Raw genomic sequence first — 18,985 nt, forward strand, 5'->3', positions numbered from 1 at the left:
AAGTAGAGCGCTGGCTGAATGTACATGACTCTAGCTAGCTTCTATCAACCGCCTACTCAAAAAACAACTGCTAAACCGCTGCTGTTTTTGCCTTGGTGGGTAAATGTGACAAGGCTTGCTGAAGGAAAGCTTGTAGTCCCATACCTTGCTTTGTTGCTTTGAAAAGCGCTTGCAAACGCTCACCCATCTCAGCAAAAGCAAACGTTCTCTCTTTCTCTGAAAGTAGACTTTGTTCTTCAAAAAATTCGATTAGGCTCAGGCTAACAGTTCGAGTTAGGTAAGCGGCGCTGACCCCTTGAATGACACCGCCAGCGACGTAGGTAAGCGCATGTGCCTTTAGCAAGCTACCAAATGCCTGTGTCGTGAGTTCAACCAGACCAAGTTTAACTAACAGCTCTGCTAGGGTACTTGCAGCTTTCTTGGCCTGTTCTACAGAGAAAGTCTGCCCGTAAACACTGCCTAAATCAACGATAAGCTGTGCATTAATCGCCGTAGAAGCCAGTAAGTCTAGACTAGGCAGAGGACTTGCGAAAGCACTACCCGCGGCGATCCACTGCATTTGTTCAACAATAGGCAGGGCTCTCTGCTTTCTTTGCGCATTTAGTAACTGTTGCGTTTCTACTTGAAGCGCTTTTGCTTGGCGAAGGGTTGTGGTTAAAACGAGCTGCTGCCTTTCGTGATTGACAAGGTAGGTCAATTTATCTGTGAGACTGGAGAGCTGCGGTTCAGGCTGTTCGGTAAATTCTTCTACATCGCCATTCTCTGCATGCTTGCGGACTTTGATAGCGGCAGGGTTAGCAGCGATCGCACTCACCCCAATGCCTAAATCTTCTACCCGCGTCTGAATCTGCTGCAATACAGAGTTCCTATCTGCCGGCAGCAGCTGGTCTTGCTTATTCAAAACGATCTCTAGCCGATAGCCCGCCTTCAGCAAGGTATGAACTTGCTGAAGCTCAGAGTGGGTCAAGTCGCCAGCCGCCATGAAAAGGACTAGATCTGAGTTAGTAGCAGGTAGGGCTGTCTCTCCGTTAGCTTCTGTGATCTCTTCGAAACTTGAAAGCGAAGTTGGCCTATAACTCGCCAACTGCGAGATTAGCGTTGTTTTTCCAGTAGACCTGTTGCCAACTACAGCTAAAGAAAGGGTCTCTCTATCTAAACTGGAAAGAAGATCGGCGATCGCCTTTCTCTTTTCTGCGATTTGTGACCAAATAGGCAAAGACTTGTCTGACCTGGTCTCTTCAGAAAGTTCTGTAATCAGCGTCTCTAAAGTAGCTTCTATCTTTGTGATGACGGTTTCAATGGCCGCTCTATCTACAGGGCCAACAGCCAAAGGCATCTCAGCTACTACGTTAGGCCGCTTCGATTTATTAAACAGCCAGAAGCCTGCGCCGATTGCGACCATTCCTAGCAAACCAGTACTATCTCCCCACACATGCCCCACTGGAGAATGACCCACAATATTCAATAGCCATAAGCTGGCTGAAAGACCTAGACCACCGACTAGAATGGGACGTTTCAGTTGCATGAGAGGTTACCTGGTGCTGATTTATCTATTCTATCGAGTGAGATCAAATCGGGGAAGTAGTGAGAACCGGGGCGGAGGAGTGACAGACAAAGAGAGGGAATGAGCGTCGCTAGATGTCGCAAGTTGCAGACCTTTAGCCTGTTCTTCTTAGGTAATAAGTTAGCTGGTTTGTTTCGCCTTCTGTATAGAGAAGATCTTTTTCAATCAGCTGCTTAAGATCTCGCTGAAGGGTACGGCGAGAGGGCATAGGACATAGGGTTTCAAAGGTCTGAATAGTGAGTGAGCTATGGGTTTGAAGATATGATAGTGCCTTTTGTTGGCGGTGGTTGAGTTGGTGGGTTTGGGTGAAAACGGTAGAGGGTGAAGCGGTAGCTGCAGGTGTCATATCTGGACGTGAAGGACCTTGGCTATCGTAGGGATGCAGATAGCTTGTAAGAAGCGTCCTCAGCTCCTGGTAAAGGCAATCCCGATGAGATGGACTGCTTCTAAGAGCAGACAAAAAAAGCGCATTGAAGGAGCGATGACAGACTTCGGCGAGGAGTTCGCTTTTGTCTATAGGGAGAGTTGGGTTGCGTATGCGTAGTGCGATCGCCAGCCGTCGAATGAAGCTATAGTCAACGGTCTCATCGAAGTGAATAAATATTTCTGGGTTGAGATAGTACTGGGTATAGACAACCCTAGGCCCCAAGTCCTCAAAATACTTAGCGAAAGTTTCGACCATCGAAGCAATCATCAAATCCAAAGGCTGTCGCATGAATTCAGGCGTCACTATAGAGGACTGAATCGCTTCAACGCTTTGTCGATGCTGCTTCTCAAGCGCGTGGAAGATAGCGAGCTTGTTAGGAAAGAAGCGGTAGAGCGTACCAACAGCAGTGTTCGCACGCCTGGCAATGTCGCGAGTTGTCGCAGCATCATACCCTACTTCCCAGAAAACTTCAGCAGCAGCTCTGAGAACTTTCTCAACTCGTTCTTGGCTTCGCTGTTGCTGCGGTTGGCGACGTTGCGATGCTTCTTGCAGTGGTTTTTCTGATGCCATGTTTTTCTTTGGATAAATCTAGAGTCAATGGGCTAAACGTGATATAACATGAAAAAATATTCGTTTTTACATAGGCTTACGCTTTTATTAGCCGCTGCATATTTTCAAGGAGCTGTCTTGCTATGTCTATTTCCAAAGGAATAACCCGTGAAGTATCAGAGGATGATGCTGCCGTACTGTCAGAAGAAGTACTGCCAAAGGAAATGCTGCCGGGTGCACCATGGCTGCTTGCACACAAGTCTATGCTGTCAGTCAACCAACCCGTCAAGGTTTCGCTATACGGATGTGACTATGTGCTATGGAAAGATAGCAACGGTACCGTTCAGGCGCTGCCTAACTGTTGTCCGCATATGAGCGCGATGCTATCTGAGGGTTGGTGCGCAGCGCAAACAGACGGGTCTAGCAAGATTGTTTGTCCGTTCCATGCGTTGGCATTTGATGGCGCAGGCTGCACTGTTTTACCAGAGAGTCAGCAGGGGAGAACGCTGCCACAGATGCAGCCTTTAGATCTAGTTGTTCAGGGCGATTTCATATGGTCTTACGGCGGAGCAGAACCCAAGATACCTATCCCTGATGTTTTGAATGAGATTGTGAGAAATTATCAGCTGGTGGGCGTTGCAGGCGAGGTAGTTGTGGATACACCGCTATTGCCGATGCTGCTAAACATGCATGATTACAATCATCAGAACGGTACGCATCGAGAGATGTTTCGAATCAAGGAAGTGCGCTTCGAGCGGTTTGTAGACAAAGGACATTATTCAGAGGCATTTATGAGAATGCCAAAGGCAGCTTCGACCCTTGGAGAAATTCTGAAGAATCCGGCGGTTCTGATGATGCCGAAGATGATAGAGGCACTGCTAGAAAATTATTTTCCTTCGATTGTGGTTTTCCATGGTGAGAGCTTTGCAGGGCCGATCGTTCAGTGCCATTTCTTTGTACCTGAGTCAGCGCAGCGGACTCGCACATACGTACTGTTATTTTCTCAGCCAAAGTCTCCCATCTTTTGGCTCATTAAAGACTCTTTTCTAAAGCTTGTGGCTACGGTAGTCGAGCAAGACGCTGATATTTTGAGTAAGCTTTACACGGAGCAGCCTCAAAAGATAAAGCTGAACAACGAAGTTGGTATGGACTGGGTGCGACGCAATTTTGAAAGCTGGCCGGAGATAGCACCACCTAACCTATCTCGATAGCTCTGGGTCAATAGGCCTGCTTGATAGTCCTCGCGTATTCCCTCAGCTTAACCAACCTGAACTCGTCCTAAATAAAGAAACAATGCAAACACTTCCTCGCCCGGTGGCGCTCCCGAAGCTCAAGCAGTTGACGAACTGGATTGCTAGGCCCTATGACTATCTCGATGAATGTGCCAAAACCTACGGCGATACATTTACAATGCATCTCTTTGGCTTTGAGCCGCTGGTGTTTTTGAGCGACCCGCAGGCGATCAAGGAGATTTTCGCAGCAGATGCGAAGTGTTTTGAGGCCGGGCGCAGTCAAGAACTGCTGAGGCCTGTGGTGGGTGATAATTCTTTGCTGCTGCTAGATGGAGAGCGGCACAAACGCGATCGCAAGCTACTGATGCCGTCTTTTCATGGCGCCAAAGTCAAAGCCTACGCTGATACCATCTGTGAAATTGCAGGAGAAATTAGCAGTTCGTGGCAGCCGAATCAACAGATCCTAGCGAGTGAGGTGATGCCAGAAATCACGTTAGAAGTGATCTTGCAGACGGTGTTTGGTCTGCGCGAAGGTGATCGCTACCAGCAGCTCAAAACGCTTCTGGTTAGGTGGCTAGATCTAACGGGCTCTCCGCTTAGCTCTAGCATGCTATTCTTCCGCTGGTTTCAGCAAGACTGGGGAAGCTGGAGCCCTTGGGGAAAGATGGTGCGGCTAAAGCGACAGGTATACGATCTGCTTCAGTCTGAAATCGACGATAGACGGGCTCAGATTGCGGCGGAAAATGAAAGCGAATCGGGGGATGACGTTCTAGGTTTGATGCTGCTGGCGCGTGACGAAGACGGTCAGCCGATGCAAGATATTGAGCTAAAAGATGAGCTGGTGACGATGCTGTTTGCAGGTCATGAAACCACCGCGATCGCACTCACCTGGGCGATGTATTGGATACACAAATTGCCTGATGTGAAAGCGAAACTGATGGCTGAGTTGGACAGTTTGGGAGAAGATGCGGATTCGATGGCGATCGCCTCTCTTCCTTACCTTAGTGCCGTTGCCTCAGAAACCCTGCGAATATATCCCATCGCGCCCATTGCCGCCCCTCGCATCGCCACCGAAGAGGTCACCATCAACGGTCACACCTTCCCACCCAACACCTACCTCGCCCCTGCTATCTACTCAGTTCATCACCGCCCGGATCTTTATCCCAATCCCAAAGAATTCAAGCCCGAACGCTTCCTAAACAGGCAGTTTTCGTCCTCAGAATTTATCCCCTTTGGTGGCGGCGCTCGCCGCTGCCTCGGCTACGCCCTCGCTAAGCTAGAAATCAACCTGGTGCTGGCAACCCTACTGACTCAGCACGCCTTCAAACTGGCTAATGATGATCCCGTTACGCCGAGACGACGAGGAGTTGTATTAGCAACAAGCGATGGCGTACCTTTGGCCATCCAGTCATAAATCATGGTTAGTTCAGGTACACTAGATTCACATTAGCCCTCTTCAAGTATCATCGCTTTTGGAATTCTGCCGAGTCCCGCTTCTTTAGTATCTGCCCTATGGAAATCACCCTTAACCTTGATGAGGCCTTGGGAGATGAAGCACTGCAGCTCACTAATATTGATACTAAAGACGAGCTGATTAAGCTGGCTCTAAGAGAACTTGTGCGATCACGTCGTAAAAAAAGCCTGCTCGATCTTGCTGGACAAATTCAGTTTGCTCCCGATTTTGACAATAAAGTCCTGCGTGAGACTAATCATGCTGCTGATTGATACATCAGTTGTCATCGACACCAAGAGCGTAATCGACCATGGCAGACTCCGAAGCGAAGACTAGCTGGTATGAGTGGTATCAGTCTTTTGACCAGACCCATAGCCCGGAAGCTCGGCAGCAATGGTACAGCGATTCGACGCAGGCTTATCGGTGGGCGAGACCTAGCTATCCAGATTCGTTAGTAGATCAAGTGATTCAGAAAGCGGGTCTATCACCAGATAGCTCTGTTCTAGAAATTGGCTGTGGGCCAGGGATAGCGACGGCCTCTTTTGCCGCGAGAGGGCTGGCAATGCAGAGCGTAGAGCCTAGCGCAGCGGCTTGTGAACTGGCTCGTCAGGCTTGCCAGGCTTATCCGCAGGTGGCGATCGCAAATAGCACTTTTGAGTCTTTTGATTTGGAGAACCAACAGTTTGATGCAGTCCTCGCTGCGACCTCCTTTCACTGGGTTTCACCAGAAGTCGCCTGTCAGAAATCGGCAGCAGCCCTAAAACCAGGGGGCTCGTTAATTTTGCTATGGGCGACGCCACCCCAACCGGACGAAGAGCTTAGGCGGTACTTGCAGCCAGTCTATGAGCAGTATCAGCTAGCTGAGAGAATTCGCTATCAGTGGCAAGGACAGGACTACTACCACACCAACTTCGATCATTTCGCGCAGATTGTAGGCAAATCAGGTTGGTTCGAGCGGACAGAGGTGGCGATAGAGCAGCATCAGTCTAGCTACAGCGTAGAGAAATATCTGGCTCTGCTGACTACGCTATCTGACTACATTGCGTTGGATGAACAAACGCGATCGCGCCTTCTCGCAGATCTATCAACACGGCTAAAGGAAAGGCAGATAGATGACTTGTCCCTGATGCACTGGTTTGGGTGGCAGGTGGCTCCTCTAAAGGGCACGCCATAAAAGAAGCAATAGAAAATAGTCGCTGAAGACGAGTTGTTTAACCGTTACTGAACTTTGCAAAAGGTAATGATTGGTTGTGCTTGTTCAACAATATGGCAGCATAAATGATGAGCTGGTTAACGTTGTTTAACGTCATATCTTCTTCATTTCCGTTTGTCATCCTGAAGTGTCACCTCGAAGTATAAATACCTTTAACTCCCATGGAACAGCCCCAAAGTTCTAACGTAATTATCACAGGAGCCTCCTCTGGTGTTGGTTTGTACGCTGCCAAGTCACTGGCTGCGCGTGGATGGCATGTGATTATGGCCTGCCGCAATTTGCCAAAGGCAGAGCGAGTAGCCAAAGAAGTGGGGATGCCAGAAGGGAGCTATACGATTCTCAAGCTGGATCTGTCGTCTTTGGACAGCGTTCGGCAGTTTGTAGAAGATTTTAGGGCCACGGGGCGATCGCTCGATGCGTTAGTCGTCAATGCCGCAATTTATAAACCTAGCCTTAAGTCGCCTGAGCGCAGCGTCGATGGCTATGAAATCAGCGTCGCCACCAATCATCTGGGGCACTTCTTACTCTGCAATTTGCTGCTAGAAGATATGAAGAAGGCAGCTCATCCAGAACCTCGGCTAGTGACTCTGGGGACTGTGACGGCCAACCCCAAGGAGCTAGGGGGTAAAATTCCGATTCCGGCACCGCCAGACTTAGGTGATTTGAAAGGTATGGAACTAGGCTTTAAATCACCCATTGCAATGATTGATGGAAAGAAGTTTAAGCCAGGGAAGGCGTACAAAGATAGCAAGCTTTGCAATATGCTGACGATGCTAGAGATGCATCGCCGCTATCACGATGAAACTGGCATTGTTTTCAATGCGCTTTATCCGGGCTGTGTAGCAGAGTCAGACTTGTTTAGAGACGCCCCAAAGCTGTTTCAAACAATTTTCCCGTTCTTTCAGAAGAATATTACAGGGGGGTATGTCTCTGAAGAAGAATCGGGCGATCGCGTCGCCAAAGTGGTCGATGAAGAAGGGTTCAACAAATCCGGCGTCTACTGGAGCTGGGGCAATCGGCAAGACAAGAATCGCGAAGCCTTTTGTCAAGAAGTCTCTAACGAAGCTGCAGATGCAAACAAAGCAGGTAAGCTTTGGGATCTAAGTGAGAAATTAGTAGGACTAGCATAGGTGTTCGATCATCTCTCTATTGGTGTAGCTGATTTGCCAAAGAGTTTAGCGTTCTACGACGCAGCGCTAAAGCCATTAGGAATCAATCGGATGTTTGCAATGGGCGATCGCGGTATTGCCGCCTATGTTGATTCTGACCAGGTTTCCTTCTGGCTGTATTCCAAAGACGCCGACCAGCAGGAACTGGACAAACGACTCCATCTGCCTCGATTTCACCTAGCATTCAAAGCCACGGACCGAACGGCCGTAGACGCATCCTACCAAGCGGCACTCGCCGCAGGCGGCACCGACGCAGGCGCACCCGGCGTCCGCGCTCAGTATCACCCAAACTACTATGCTGCCTACATCCGCGATCTAAACGGCTACAAGATAGAGGTAGTCTGTCAAAAGTGAAAGGAGTTTTCTAACTTTGCACGATGTTATCGCCATCCGGCTGCACCCAGGAGCAGATGTTCGCCAGCATTTAGAAGACTTTTCCAAAGAACAGAAGATCAGCGCTGGTGCGATTCTTGGCGCGGTTGGTAGCTTGTCAAAAACTTGCTTACGCTTTGCCGATAGCGGCGTGCATACAGAACTGAGCGGAAAACAGGAAGTGCTTACCCTATCTGGAATGCTCAGCGAAGCGGGCGTACATCTACACATGAGCGTGGCTGACTCCACCGGTGAATGTAGGGGCGGGCATGTGGTGTATGGCTGTATCGTTTATACGACGTTAGAGCTTGCGATCGCGCTTTTACCAAACACAACCTTCCAGCGCATCTTCGATATCAACACCGGGTTTAAAGAATTAAAAGTCATATCATGAGCAAAGCGCCTGGGCCATCCGGATACATTCTCTTCCAAATGTCAGAGCTTCAGTCGCAACCGTTGGCGTATTTAACGTCAGTTCGGGATAAGGAAAGCTCGAAGAAAGGAGGATAGGTAAGCTGAAGTTGTAAAACCCATCAGCCCTATCCTCCACTATGTTCAGCTTAGAAGAACTGTTCTGCCACGTCGATGACTTCTGCCAAGTGTTTGAACCCCTCTGGCAGCGTCAACTGCTAAGCCACCATCTAAAGACGCGACAACGCGCTCGTTCGCTGAGCCTAAGCGAAGTGATGACGATACTCATCGGCTTTCACCAAAGCCACTACCGCACCTTCAAACACTACTACGTTCATCATGTATGCCAGTACTGGAAGCAAGCGTTTCCAACGCTAGTCAGCTATAACCGCTTTGTCGAATGGACGCCCTCTTGTTTGTTTCCCTTGTGTTGTTATCTGAAGCGCTGCTTCGGCCGTTGTACAGGCATTAGTTTTATCGATGCGACCAGTCTATCGGTCTGCCACAACCGTCGGATCTGGCAGCATAAGGTCTGCAAAGATACGGCAGCTAGGGGCAAAACCTCTGTCGGCTGGTTCTATGGCTTCAAGCTACACCTCGTGGTGAACGAGTGCGGTGAACTACTCAACCTCACCCTGACCCCGGGCAATACGGACGACCGTGAGCCCGCCTTTGACTTACTTACTGGACTATGGGGAAAAGTCTGCGCAGACAAAGGCTATGTATCGAAGCAGCTGGCCAAGCAACTACTCGACGCGTTCAACATCGAGTTCTTTGCTAAGCCTCGGTGCAACATGAAGAACCAGCTAGTGCGGCTAACTGACAAGCTACTCTCGCGCAAACGTTCCATCATCGAAACGATTATCGACCAACTGAAGAACATTTCGCAGATAGAGCATTCTCGTCACCGTAGTCCGGTCAACTGCTGGGTCAACATCCTCTGTGGACTGATTGCTTATTGCCACCAACCGAAGAAGCCTTCTCTCCATATGGAATGGGAACTTCCCCCTGCTGCTTAACCCGAACTGACGTTATTTAGGCAGAATGTGGCGCGAGTATGGCGACCTGGTGCGACTGCGGGTGATGCCCGGATTCACTATCTTTCTCTCAACGCATCCAGACCATGCAGAGCATATTCTATCGACGCACTGCGAAAATTATCAGAAGCCAGATTTCTTCTTGAAGCCAATGGGCCTCGTACAGGGAAAGGGACTGTTTTCTATTGAAGGAAAGTTTTGGCAGAAGCATCGGCGGCTAATGCAGCCTGCTTTTCAGCAGCGGCGACTGATACGGCTTCATAGCGTGATGTGGGACTGTGTAGAGTCGCTTTTGCAAGAATGGGAAGAGCAGCCAGCAGATGAAGTGATTGACATCGCGGCTGAGATGAAGCGGTTAACGCTGAAGATTGTAGGATTAGCTTTGTTCAGTGTAGATCTGAGCGATGAGTTTAATCGACTGGCGCGGGCCCTGCGGATCGGGGTGGAGTATGTCTATGGACGACTCACTGCGCCGCTTTCTTTGCCTGTATGGGTGCCGACGCAGACAAATCTCCAGTTTCAACAGGCAAAAAGAACAATTGATAGTGTAGTGCTAGAGATTATTCAAAATCGGAGGAAAGAGTCCGAACAAAGTGATGATCTGTTGTCGATGTTGATGGATGCAACCGATGAAGAGACAGGCAAGGGTCTAAGCGATCTTGAGCTACTCAACGAAATGATCACTTTGTTCAATGCCGGACATGACACGACTGCAACAAGTTTGGCGTGGACCTGGTACTTGCTAGGTTTACATCCTGAGGTTGCTGACACGATGCGCTCGGAAGTAGATGCAGTTCTACAAGGGGGTGAGCCAACTTTCGAGAAGTTGCCAAAGCTGGAATATACTCGCCGCGTTTTTGATGAATCGCTACGGCTGTGCCCACCAGGAATGGGACTAGCACCTAGAGCGGCACTCGCCGCCGATGAGCTTGACGGCTACGCTATTCCCAAGGGCGCTATCGTCAACATCGCTTTTTACTTTACGCTGCGCCATCCTGATTTTTGGGAGCGTCCAGAACAGTTTGAGCCTGACCGCTTTTTACCTATGAACGTAGCCAGGCGACCAAAGTATGCCTACATGCCTTGGGGAGCGGGGCCGCATGTGTGCATTGGCAAAAGTTTTGCGGTGATGGAGTCAGTGATGATTTTGAGCGCGATCGCTCAGCGCTTTCGAGTCAACCTCGTCTCAAAAGAGCCAGTCGAGATTGACCCCAGGTTCACGCTACGACCTAAAGGTGGCGTCAGAGTTACGCTAGATAGAAGAGCCTAAGCGCAGCTCAACCTCTCTATGCCTTCTCTAAAATGAAAGTCGCTATGAGGCAATACTGCGTCTGATAATGCTGTAGGGATTGAGTCTACACCTGTAGCCAACCAAATAAAGTTCCTACTGTCAAAGTAAATGCGCTAAGCACATCGGGCATCGGCAGTTGAGCATCTGCGGCTTCTAGAATTGCGATCGCCTGGTCGGGACGAAAAACCAAAACCGTTCTTTCCTGCGGATCGATCAGCCAGCTAAGCTCGGTGCCATGCGCCAGACAGTGAGAAATCTTCTTGATTATTTTTGTTTGGCTCTGCTGCGGTGACAGAATCTCCACAACTAGCTCTGGCGCAACCTCGACGATATCTGCAATATCGCCATCGGCATCGCGAGGAATCTGACTGCTTTGCAAAACAACAACATCTGGAACAACAACCGCACCGCCAAAATTACACCGAAGCTCAGTCAAGGCCAAACCCGTTCCTGCTGATTCTAGGAAGTCACTTAACACGATAGAGAGTTTTGTCTGTAATCGACTGTGCTTCCCTTTCGGCATTGGTTTCTGCGTAATTTTCCCATCTATAAACTCACTTGCAGGCTCGGTTTCAGGCAGTGCCAGAAACGCTGATAGGGTAATTGGCTTGATTGGTGTCTGTACCATAGTAGGTCGCTTGAAAGCGGCTGAGTTTATGATATAGCAGCATTATGGCTTTCTGAGTGTGAAGAGGAGTCAGGTCCCATCAGTGGCAAACAGTTCTCTTCCCGTTCCATATCTTTCATAATCAACCGCCGCTGCTTACCCGCTGAGATATCCCACCTCACAAACAATTGCCGCACCCCGGCCTTCAGATTCGCCAGCAGCTCATCTCCCGACTTCATAACTATTTCCTGCCATCCCTATCTCCACAACTAGCTCAGGGCGATGATTACTTAGAAGAAGGAAATCACTTTCCTACATCTCATCAGTATCGTAAAGACTGACAGCAATCTAGCTCCCATGAAAGTTAAGCAAGCGATAAAATTGATCGAAGCAGACGGATGGTACTTATCGCGGACTCGCGGTAGCCATCGTCAATACAAACACTCTGAAAAGAGGGGATTAGTTACTATTCCTGGCAAACCGAGCGACGAGTTAGCACCCGGAACGCTCAACAGCATTCTTAAACAGGCGGGCCTGAAACCATGAAGTACTTAATTATCATCGAGAAAACTCAAACCGGATTTTCAGCGTATTCTCCCGATTTACCTGGCTGTGTCACAACCGGAACCACTCCAGAAGAAACGACTAAAAATATGGAAGAAGCCATCACCTTCCACATAGAAGGGTTACAGCTCGAAGGTGACCCTGTTCCAGAACCATCGAGCACGTCTGCTTATGTAGAAGCCGCTGTTGCCTAAAAGCAAAGAGAATATAGTGCTGAAAATACAACTCTACAGGTCTATCCCAATTCTGTAGCTGGTTGGCGCGGGCAGCGGCATCCAACGTCAGCCCAGAATCTAGTTCTTAAATCGGCGGTAAAGCCGGACTGCCCATCTTCACCGAAGGCACCGCCGAAAGCAACTTTGAAGTCAGCGTCAAATGCAAATTCCCCAGTAAGCCGCCAGATGGCAAATAACGCTTCACACCACCTTCTAGCAATCACAAACAGCGCTTGAAAACACTCAAAGAGCGGCGGGTTGCAAAGAGAAGCGATAGTGTGGCTATGCCCAGAATGCTGGCAAGTAACCAAGAATTAGCCGCGATCGCCGCGAACAACCAAGTCCCTATTCCAAAGGCCAAAGCATAAGCACAGAGTCCGTTGATTAGGGCGATCGCACCTCCAATCAGCCGCCTACTCTCACTCATCCGCCCACCATAAGACCAGAACGCGATCACCCCGAACAACAGACAGCCGACGACCAACCCCACCATTACCCAGAAGATCTGCTGTCCACTGATTCGCCCTGCCACAAACACACCTAAAACTGCTCCCGATGCAGCGCTGCTGGTAGTGCCCAGCCATTGGTAGATTGGCTGTCGGGTTATCAGACTTTGTAGACAGACAGTGGCGGATGCGATCGCCAACACCCCGACCAAGATCAGTCCCTTCGACCAGTTTGCCGTCCCTGGCACCTGTCCTAAAGCCGCAAACACTAGCACGCTTAGCGCATGAAAGGTAAAAAGCACAATGGCAATTAGCCCAGTGATGAGCCCTAGTTTCAACAGCCGAGGAAGTTTAGAACAAGTCATGGTATAAAGCTAAATCAGCCTTCAGGATACAAGCTGCGATGAGCCGTTCTCAGAAATGGAAAGAAGTCCTTATTTGGACAAGTTTGTTGCTTCCTATCGGTCTGTACGGCTACGCGATCGCAATGCGGCCAAAGAGCGAGCCCATCGACAGCCAGCCTCTGTTTGAAGGAATCACCTATAGTCGCTACATAGAACAACAACCCCGTCCGCAGCTAATTCACCTATTAGAAATTGATCTAAGCGCGTCGGGGATTGTTCCTTTTGTCACACCTGGAATTAGTAAGACTAGCCCAAAAGCTGACCGAGAGGTCGACATAGAAGCTACTCAGCCACACGAAACGCTTGCTCAAAAGACGTCTAGTTTCTTGAAAACGCATCGGCTACAGCTCGCTGTCAATGCCAACTTTTTCAATCCCTTTAATGAGACAACGCCTTGGCAATACAGCCCCAGAGAAGGTGAGCTAACAAACCTAGTGGGTTTAGCGATCTCTGATGGTCAGATTGTCTCACCAGGAGACAAAAACTATCCCGCCCTTTGCTTTCTAGAAGGGCGTGCGGAAATTCGGGATGAGGGGGTTTGTGCTCCAGATACCAAGCAGGCAGTTGCCGGCCTACGGCTAAATCTAGAGAATCGTCCGCCGCCAGATGTTGAGACTATCTACAAGTTCTATCCGGTTTGTGTCGCCGCTTTAGATGCTGAGGGAACAACGCTTTGGCTACTGCTAGTAGATGGGAAACAGCCGCTCTACAGTGAGGGGATGACTCGCCCGGAAGTGGCAGATTTTCTGCAGGCGCTAGGGGCAACAACGGCAGTGCAGCTAGATGGGGGTGGATCTACTACGCTAGCGATCGCATCTGAGCGTGACGTAGCTATCATCAACTCAGTCATTCATGCCAAAATTCCTGGGAATGAAAGAGCAGTGGCCAATCATCTGGGATTTTTTGCCCGCCCGCTTAAGGATGAGTGAGTGCGGGAGTGGGGGCTTTGGCTTAGGGGTCGCTAAACTGAAGATAACCCTGTAGAGCAAAGTTTTGAGGTAAGCACGGTGGACGTGGCAATCATTCGACAAGGTGAACTCGTTGGTCGCGGCATGATGGCATACGAGACGACTGAAGAAGTCGGCGTGGTAGAGCATCTGCTAGTGAATGTACAGCAGGCAAAGGTTGTTGGCCTCTCATACAAGACGCTAGGTCTGATCGGGCGGCGACAGCATTTAGACTGGACGCAGCTTGTGAAGATTGGTAAGGACCGGATTGTGGTGCAAGCAGAGATTGCGGAAGCGGTAGATTCTAGGCTATCAGCGGCGCAGGATATGACAGATCTAGAAGTTTGGACAGATGGTGGCGATCTCATCGGGCGAATCGTCGATATCTGCTTAGACCAAAGCAGTGGGCAAATTGAGCAGTATTTGTTTGCTTTGAAGGGTGAGGGGTCAGAAAGTGGAGAGGTAGCAAGTAAAGAGATAGCAGGCAAAGAGATAGCGGCTGAGCCTATTGATAAAACGGCAGTGCTCTATGGGGAAGAGGTAAGAGAAGAGGTAGATGAGCCGGCCCAGAAAGTAGCAACGAGCGTCTACGCGATTGAACCTCGAGTAATTATCAGCGCTGGGCGCAAGCGGATGATGATCGCTGAAGAAGATGCTCAGCGATTACAGCCCTATCATCAATTACTAAACCTACCTCCCAAGCAGTCGGCAGAACCGCTGAGATCAAACTGGAAACCGGATCAAATCTCGGAGATGCCAACAGATTTTGGAGAACTGCTTAAAAAAGGTCAGTCTCTCGCAGGGCAAGTCGGCGAGCGGATGCGAGAACAAGCGAAGCGGTTAGCTGAAGGCAGTGAGAGTGAGGAATTGCCTGAGATTACAGAGCAGCTTCAGGAGAAGACGGAGCAGGTGAAGCTGCAAATGCAAAAACAGTTTCAAAGAGCCAGAGAAAGGGCTAAGGCACAAATTGATAATCAAGGATTAGAAGAGAAGCTAGGTAAGACAGCATTCGGGCGAGTCTTAGGTAAGACGTTTAGTAAACTCAATCCTCAAAATTCTGATTTGGCAGTCGACCCGATTGATGTAGAGTCTTTTGAAGTATGGGAAGAAGACGAAGCGAATAATGGAGAATAGCTGCTCAATCCAGTGAAGGCTTATGATTTACAGGCTGACGAAGCGGAGCTAGCAAGAAGCTGACATGAGTTTTAAAGACGAGCTGAGTTTGTTGGTGCGATCGCGCTATCCTCTAATCTATATTCCCACCCGAGAAGAAGAACGCGCCGAAAGCGCCATTGCCGACTGTGCAAAAGAGATTGGAGGTAGCCGCACCGTCTACACCTGGGACTACGTGGACGGGTATCAAGGCAACCCTACAGACACTGGCTTTGGTAGGCGTAATCCCCTACAGGCACTAGAGCTGATCGAAAAAATTCCTAGCTCAGCCGCTGCGCTTTTTGTCCTACGAGATTTCCACCGCTTCTTAGAAGACATCACTATCTCTCGTAAGCTTCGCAACCTGCTGAAGCTTTTGAAATCGCAGCCCAAGAACATTATTATTCTTTCTGCTGAACTCACCATTCCTAGCGAACTTAGCAGCATCATTACTGTCCTAGAATTTCCTTTGCCCAATGCTGATGAGATTCGCACCGAAGTCGAACGCCTGCTTGCGGCCACTGGCAGCAATCTTTCCTCTCGTGATATCGATGAGCTGGTGCGCTCATGTCAAGGTCTGGCAATGGAGCGTATCCGCCGGGTCTTAGCAAGAGGCATCGCGGCTCACGGTAGCTTTGAACCAGATGATATCGATCTAATTCTAGAAGAAAAGCAACAAACCATTCGCCAAACTCAGATTCTAGAGTTCCATCCGGCTAGCGAAAAGATCTCTGATATTGGTGGTTTAGATAACCTCAAAGACTGGCTGCTAAAGCGCGGCGGCGCTTTTTCTGAGCGCGCCCGACAGTATGGACTACCCCATCCTCGTGGTTTGATGCTAGTCGGTATCCAAGGAACAGGCAAGTCTCTGACTGCCAAGGCGATCGCCCATCACTGGCACCTGCCGCTCTTGCGACTAGATGTAGGCAGGCTCTTTGGCGGACTAGTCGGCGAATCAGAATCACGCACCCGTCAAATGATTCAGCTAGCCGAGGCGCTTGCGCCCTGCATCTTATGGATCGACGAAATCGACAAGGCGTTTGCTGGGTTCGATGGCCGGGGCGATTCAGGCACAACCAGCCGCGTCTTCGGAACTTTCATCACTTGGCTCGCCGAAAAAGCCTCACCTGTTTTCGTTGTCGCCACCGCTAACAACATTCAATCGCTTCCCCCCGAAATGTTGCGCCGAGGCCGCTTCGACGAGATTTTCTTTGTCGGCCTTCCCTGCCAAGAAGAACGCGAAGCCATCTTTTCAGTCCATCTGGGTCGCTTGCGTCCACACAACCTTAATAGCTACGACATCAATCGCTTAGCCTATGAGACCCCTGACTTTTCTGGCGCAGAAATAGAGCAGTCCATTGTCGAAGCTATGCACATCGGCTTTAGCCAGAACCGAGATTTCACTAGTGACGATGTGCTTGAAGCCGTTAGCCAGATCATTCCGCTCGCTCGCACCGCTAAACACCAGATAGAAGCGCTTCAGCAATGGGCCGCCGACGGACGCGCTAGACTAGCCTCTAGGCAATCCCCTCTATCAGAGCGGATTGAGCAGCAGCGAAAGGGTGAAAATTAATTTCTTTACCAATCTACGCCTTCACGCTATAACCGTAGAAATCTTTTGCCTTAGCAAGACGCTAAGGCTTGGTGACAATGGTGATAAGAAACTTTCTACTAGGTCTAAGCAAATTTATCTTGGGCTTGATTCTAGCCATGCTAATCATGACGCTAGCAGGCGCTTCGATGCTGAGATATTTCATGGCTCGCAATGCCGAGCCACCAGAAAGACCCACCTACACCAACGATCTGCCTGAAGAGCCGCCTGCTGAAGCTACCGTGCCCGAGTCTAATCAACCATCAGTAAGCCCGGCTATAGAAACCGCACCTGAAGAGCCGCCCGCCGAGCCCGAAGCTCCCGAAACTCCCGAAGCTCCTACAGTCGAAACCTCAGATGGAACCTATAGCGTGGTAGTCACTCAGCCAGTCGGCCTCATTCTACGCTCAGGGCCGGGAACGGACTATGCCAATATTGGCGGTGTCGACTATGAAGAGAGTGTAACGGTCCTAGCTGAAGAGAATGGCTGGCTAAATATCCTGCTTAGCAATGGAGAAGAAGGTTGGGTGAAAGACGGCAATGTCAGTGAGTAGTAATATCTTGACCTATGAGCGATCGCCGCTTAGCTCTACACACTCGCGATAGGTAGAACCGTTGATGTAGGTAGAACCATTGATGTAGGTAGAGCTAAGTTAGAGCTAAGCAATCAGCAATTGCCGAATGCATCCGGCGATTACTTCTAGTGATCGCTATAGATAGCTCCGGTTTCTGAGAGCCGTGTTAAGAAAGCTGTCTCAATTCAACGGTTAGTTACAGAACCTTCCTGAAGAACTAGGTGAGGTTACGCCCAATGATAGGTTGAGGATGATCGACGCAAGACATCCTCTATCGGGAGAACTACCGATGCAACAATCAGGTAAAGACTGGGTAAGTTCGCTATTGATTGCGGCACTTGGAGCAGGTGTGATCACTAGTTTTGCAGTCAGCCTGGGTCAAAATCCAATCGATGGCATTGGGATTACCGCGATCGCCGCTATGTTGGCTGTGACTATCGATAGCCTGCTCTAGCGCTCCATTGTCATACTGTTTGTGACCCAGCAAGTCTTAGAGCAAGTGAGTCTTGGAGCATCAGTCTTGTTCGCAATCATAAGAGATGAAGTTATTCCGCTAATTATGACTCTGTGATAACGACTAAAGCTAATGATCTCTTTCTCCCATTCTATTGCTTTAGTAGGTCTAAGTAGCTTAGTTGCGATCACCCCTAGCACTAGCCCAGCAGGATCACCTACTGTCGTCCCTATTGCAGCCATTCCGATCATTCGCGAGGCACCTACCAATCTACAAGGTGCATTAGCAGATGATTTTGTGGTGTCCCAACAGACGCCTTACAGTACGGGACGTAATGAAATTCTAAGTATCTCGCCTTCTACAGGCACTCGGCAGCTGTATGAGGTGAGTTTGCCAGACACTGGCACATTCCAACTATATGAAACTCACTTTAGCAATGTATCTGTGCGAGAACCTAGTAAGGTAGTTGATGAGAGTCAGTCGCTAGGTGATGAGCAGATTGAAACAAGCTTGAGCCAGTTTAGCATTCGCTATGACAACAACCAGCCCGCGATCGCCTATCTGGCGGACGGTGCTTCAGCCACGTTTGAATCAGGACAAGTCGTTGTGCGATCGCCCAGCGGTCAAGTGATAGAGACGCTCAGCAGCCAATCTTCTACCCCCCTCACTCACAACCAATCCATAGCGAATCAGGCGAGCAAGTCCTTACAGCTAGCACAGGCTAACACCGATAGCTGTCAGCAAACCATTCGCACTCAGTTTTACCATGTGTCGGTTGCTGTTAGCAGTGGGGCAAAAACGCTCAAACAAGCCCAGTCAGACTACGGAAAAGTGTTCAACTGGATACTAACTTTTAGCGCCAAAGCGCTTGAGAATTCGACCGTACCTAATTCTCGTAATATTACCTTTCAATCTGTTGCCTGTCAGCCACCCGTACTTTGCAACGAACCACAGACTTACGCAGGCGCTAACGAAATCAGGACCGATCTGTTTCGTCTCCCCCAAGGCCGCAACCCTTTAGTCACTTTGCAGTACGAGTTTTATGAGATTCCCGATCGAATAGAGCTGTACTACAACGGCGAAATGATCTTTTCTGTTGGACCAGCATCGGGTTACGACATTACTCAGATTGCCTCTTTACCAGACAACACCAATTATGTCGGCGTCAAAGTGATTGGAAATACTGACTCTGGCACGCTGTGGAACTACACCATCCTCTGTGATAGCCAGCTTTAGCCCTCGCTAGCGAGCCTTTGGCTCATCGCTATCCTCAGCTCACCGGTATCAAGGTGTAACAGCTTTATACCAACAG

Annotated in this window: 23 protein-coding genes; 18 read left to right on the forward strand and 5 right to left on the reverse strand. The window is 49.5% G+C overall.

Going from position 1 to position 18,985, the window contains the following annotated elements:
* Positions 1-70: 70 nt before the first annotated feature.
* Both S7335_RS01640 and S7335_RS01645 read right to left on the reverse strand, forming a co-directional pair.
* Positions 71-1,525 (reverse strand): DUF697 domain-containing protein, encoded by a 1,455-nt coding sequence (locus S7335_RS01640; protein WP_006453595.1) that lies wholly within the window; start codon positions 1,523-1,525, stop codon positions 71-73.
* Between the two features lie 133 nt (positions 1,526-1,658).
* On the reverse strand, positions 1,659-2,561 hold the full coding sequence (locus S7335_RS01645) for a TetR/AcrR family transcriptional regulator (RefSeq protein WP_006453471.1): 903 nt from the start codon (positions 2,559-2,561) through the stop codon (positions 1,659-1,661).
* Between the two features lie 122 nt (positions 2,562-2,683).
* Between S7335_RS01645 and S7335_RS01650 the strand changes: the two genes are divergently transcribed.
* The 9 genes from S7335_RS01650 (at position 2,684) to S7335_RS01690 (ending at position 10,697) form a co-directional block, all read left to right on the forward strand.
* A complete protein-coding gene (locus S7335_RS01650) occupies positions 2,684-3,751 on the forward strand; it encodes a Rieske 2Fe-2S domain-containing protein (protein ID WP_006455972.1) in 1,068 nt (355 codons plus the stop codon).
* A gap of 82 nt (positions 3,752-3,833) precedes the next feature.
* Positions 3,834-5,186 carry a cytochrome P450 gene (locus S7335_RS01655; protein ID WP_006454427.1) on the forward strand — a complete coding sequence of 451 codons (1,353 nt, stop codon included), beginning with the start codon at positions 3,834-3,836 and terminating at the stop codon, positions 5,184-5,186.
* Between the two features lie 98 nt (positions 5,187-5,284).
* On the forward strand, positions 5,285-5,497 hold the full coding sequence (locus S7335_RS01660) for a type II toxin-antitoxin system VapB family antitoxin (RefSeq protein WP_006453683.1): 213 nt from the start codon (positions 5,285-5,287) through the stop codon (positions 5,495-5,497).
* Between the two features lie 38 nt (positions 5,498-5,535).
* The gene (locus S7335_RS01665) at positions 5,536-6,399 is read left to right on the forward strand and encodes a bifunctional 2-polyprenyl-6-hydroxyphenol methylase/3-demethylubiquinol 3-O-methyltransferase UbiG (RefSeq protein WP_006454830.1); all 864 of its coding nucleotides are present in this window, start codon (positions 5,536-5,538) and stop codon (positions 6,397-6,399) included.
* A gap of 200 nt (positions 6,400-6,599) precedes the next feature.
* Entirely contained in the window at positions 6,600-7,568 is a 969-nt protein-coding gene (locus S7335_RS01670; protein ID WP_006454533.1) for a protochlorophyllide reductase, read from the forward strand.
* A complete protein-coding gene (locus S7335_RS01675) occupies positions 7,569-7,961 on the forward strand; it encodes a VOC family protein (RefSeq protein ID WP_038015411.1) in 393 nt (130 codons plus the stop codon).
* Positions 7,962-7,977: 16 nt separating this feature from the next.
* Positions 7,978-8,373 (forward strand): PPC domain-containing DNA-binding protein, encoded by a 396-nt coding sequence (locus tag S7335_RS01680; RefSeq protein ID WP_006457465.1) that lies wholly within the window; start codon positions 7,978-7,980, stop codon positions 8,371-8,373.
* Positions 8,374-8,530: 157 nt separating this feature from the next.
* The gene (locus S7335_RS01685) at positions 8,531-9,409 is read left to right on the forward strand and encodes an IS982 family transposase (RefSeq protein ID WP_006455578.1); all 879 of its coding nucleotides are present in this window, start codon (positions 8,531-8,533) and stop codon (positions 9,407-9,409) included.
* Positions 9,410-9,434: 25 nt separating this feature from the next.
* On the forward strand, positions 9,435-10,697 hold the full coding sequence (locus tag S7335_RS01690; RefSeq protein ID WP_006454856.1) for a cytochrome P450: 1,263 nt from the start codon (positions 9,435-9,437) through the stop codon (positions 10,695-10,697).
* Between the two features lie 85 nt (positions 10,698-10,782).
* Here S7335_RS01690 and S7335_RS01695 read toward each other — a convergent pair whose 3' ends face one another.
* Together S7335_RS01695 and S7335_RS01700 are read right to left on the reverse strand one after the other, a co-directional pair.
* Entirely contained in the window at positions 10,783-11,346 is a 564-nt protein-coding gene (locus S7335_RS01695) for a Uma2 family endonuclease (RefSeq protein WP_006454370.1), read from the reverse strand.
* Positions 11,347-11,372: 26 nt separating this feature from the next.
* Entirely contained in the window at positions 11,373-11,564 is a 192-nt protein-coding gene (locus tag S7335_RS01700; protein ID WP_006453796.1) for a hypothetical protein, read from the reverse strand.
* 118 nt (positions 11,565-11,682) lie between these two features.
* On the opposite strand from S7335_RS01700, the gene S7335_RS01705 reads away from it, so the two are divergent.
* The 3 genes from S7335_RS01705 (at position 11,683) to S7335_RS29415 (ending at position 12,301) form a co-directional block, all read left to right on the forward strand.
* Positions 11,683-11,871 carry a type II toxin-antitoxin system HicA family toxin gene (locus S7335_RS01705; protein WP_006455907.1) on the forward strand — a complete coding sequence of 63 codons (189 nt, stop codon included), beginning with the start codon at positions 11,683-11,685 and terminating at the stop codon, positions 11,869-11,871.
* Complete coding sequence (locus S7335_RS01710) at positions 11,868-12,083, forward strand: type II toxin-antitoxin system HicB family antitoxin (protein ID WP_006454306.1); 216 nt, start codon at positions 11,868-11,870, stop codon at positions 12,081-12,083. Before S7335_RS01705 ends, S7335_RS01710 begins: the two co-directional genes overlap by 4 nt.
* Before the next feature lie 134 nt (positions 12,084-12,217).
* On the forward strand, positions 12,218-12,301 hold the full coding sequence (locus S7335_RS29415) for a hypothetical protein (protein ID WP_369791684.1): 84 nt from the start codon (positions 12,218-12,220) through the stop codon (positions 12,299-12,301).
* Between the two features lie 23 nt (positions 12,302-12,324).
* Here the strand turns inward: S7335_RS29415 and S7335_RS01720 are convergent, their stop codons facing one another.
* A complete protein-coding gene (locus S7335_RS01720; RefSeq protein WP_006456082.1) occupies positions 12,325-12,915 on the reverse strand; it encodes a hypothetical protein in 591 nt (196 codons plus the stop codon).
* Positions 12,916-12,953: 38 nt separating this feature from the next.
* On the opposite strand from S7335_RS01720, the gene S7335_RS01725 reads away from it, so the two are divergent.
* From S7335_RS01725 to S7335_RS01750, 6 genes are all read left to right on the forward strand, one after another.
* On the forward strand, positions 12,954-13,883 hold the full coding sequence (locus S7335_RS01725; protein ID WP_006454629.1) for a phosphodiester glycosidase family protein: 930 nt from the start codon (positions 12,954-12,956) through the stop codon (positions 13,881-13,883).
* 78 nt (positions 13,884-13,961) lie between these two features.
* Positions 13,962-15,035 (forward strand): PRC-barrel domain-containing protein, encoded by a 1,074-nt coding sequence (locus S7335_RS01730; RefSeq protein ID WP_006454912.1) that lies wholly within the window; start codon positions 13,962-13,964, stop codon positions 15,033-15,035.
* Positions 15,036-15,099: 64 nt separating this feature from the next.
* Entirely contained in the window at positions 15,100-16,626 is a 1,527-nt protein-coding gene (locus tag S7335_RS01735; RefSeq protein WP_006456276.1) for an AAA family ATPase, read from the forward strand.
* A gap of 77 nt (positions 16,627-16,703) precedes the next feature.
* Complete coding sequence (locus tag S7335_RS01740) at positions 16,704-17,198, forward strand: SH3 domain-containing protein (RefSeq protein WP_006456926.1); 495 nt, start codon at positions 16,704-16,706, stop codon at positions 17,196-17,198.
* A 271-nt stretch (positions 17,199-17,469) separates the two neighbouring features.
* Positions 17,470-17,673 carry a hypothetical protein gene (locus S7335_RS01745; protein ID WP_038015419.1) on the forward strand — a complete coding sequence of 68 codons (204 nt, stop codon included), beginning with the start codon at positions 17,470-17,472 and terminating at the stop codon, positions 17,671-17,673.
* Between the two features lie 132 nt (positions 17,674-17,805).
* Positions 17,806-18,909 carry a hypothetical protein gene (locus S7335_RS01750; protein ID WP_006457091.1) on the forward strand — a complete coding sequence of 368 codons (1,104 nt, stop codon included), beginning with the start codon at positions 17,806-17,808 and terminating at the stop codon, positions 18,907-18,909.
* Positions 18,910-18,985: the final 76 nt, after the last annotated feature.

The organism is Synechococcus sp. PCC 7335, assembly GCF_000155595.1.
In the GTDB taxonomy this organism is placed as follows: Bacteria; Cyanobacteriota; Cyanobacteriia; order Phormidesmidales; family Phormidesmidaceae; genus Phormidesmis.

Coding starts and splice junctions, on each gene's coding strand:
- S7335_RS01640 (WP_006453595.1), bottom strand. CDS start 1,525: ATGCAACTGAAACGTCCCATTCTAGTCGGTGGTCTAGGTCTTTCAGCC.
- S7335_RS01645 (WP_006453471.1), bottom strand. CDS start 2,561: ATGGCATCAGAAAAACCACTGCAAGAAGCATCGCAACGTCGCCAACCG.
- S7335_RS01650 (WP_006455972.1), top strand. CDS start 2,684: ATGTCTATTTCCAAAGGAATAACCCGTGAAGTATCAGAGGATGATGCT.
- S7335_RS01655 (WP_006454427.1), top strand. CDS start 3,834: ATGCAAACACTTCCTCGCCCGGTGGCGCTCCCGAAGCTCAAGCAGTTG.
- S7335_RS01660 (WP_006453683.1), top strand. CDS start 5,285: ATGGAAATCACCCTTAACCTTGATGAGGCCTTGGGAGATGAAGCACTG.
- S7335_RS01665 (WP_006454830.1), top strand. CDS start 5,536: ATGGCAGACTCCGAAGCGAAGACTAGCTGGTATGAGTGGTATCAGTCT.
- S7335_RS01670 (WP_006454533.1), top strand. CDS start 6,600: ATGGAACAGCCCCAAAGTTCTAACGTAATTATCACAGGAGCCTCCTCT.
- S7335_RS01685 (WP_006455578.1), top strand. CDS start 8,531: ATGTTCAGCTTAGAAGAACTGTTCTGCCACGTCGATGACTTCTGCCAA.
- S7335_RS01690 (WP_006454856.1), top strand. CDS start 9,435: ATGTGGCGCGAGTATGGCGACCTGGTGCGACTGCGGGTGATGCCCGGA.
- S7335_RS01695 (WP_006454370.1), bottom strand. CDS start 11,346: ATGGTACAGACACCAATCAAGCCAATTACCCTATCAGCGTTTCTGGCA.
- S7335_RS01700 (WP_006453796.1), bottom strand. CDS start 11,564: ATGAAGTCGGGAGATGAGCTGCTGGCGAATCTGAAGGCCGGGGTGCGG.
- S7335_RS01705 (WP_006455907.1), top strand. CDS start 11,683: ATGAAAGTTAAGCAAGCGATAAAATTGATCGAAGCAGACGGATGGTAC.
- S7335_RS01710 (WP_006454306.1), top strand. CDS start 11,868: ATGAAGTACTTAATTATCATCGAGAAAACTCAAACCGGATTTTCAGCG.
- S7335_RS01720 (WP_006456082.1), bottom strand. CDS start 12,915: ATGACTTGTTCTAAACTTCCTCGGCTGTTGAAACTAGGGCTCATCACT.
- S7335_RS01725 (WP_006454629.1), top strand. CDS start 12,954: ATGAGCCGTTCTCAGAAATGGAAAGAAGTCCTTATTTGGACAAGTTTG.
- S7335_RS01735 (WP_006456276.1), top strand. CDS start 15,100: ATGAGTTTTAAAGACGAGCTGAGTTTGTTGGTGCGATCGCGCTATCCT.
- S7335_RS01740 (WP_006456926.1), top strand. CDS start 16,704: ATGGTGATAAGAAACTTTCTACTAGGTCTAAGCAAATTTATCTTGGGC.
- S7335_RS01745 (WP_038015419.1), top strand. CDS start 17,470: ATGATCGACGCAAGACATCCTCTATCGGGAGAACTACCGATGCAACAA.
- S7335_RS01750 (WP_006457091.1), top strand. CDS start 17,806: ATGATCTCTTTCTCCCATTCTATTGCTTTAGTAGGTCTAAGTAGCTTA.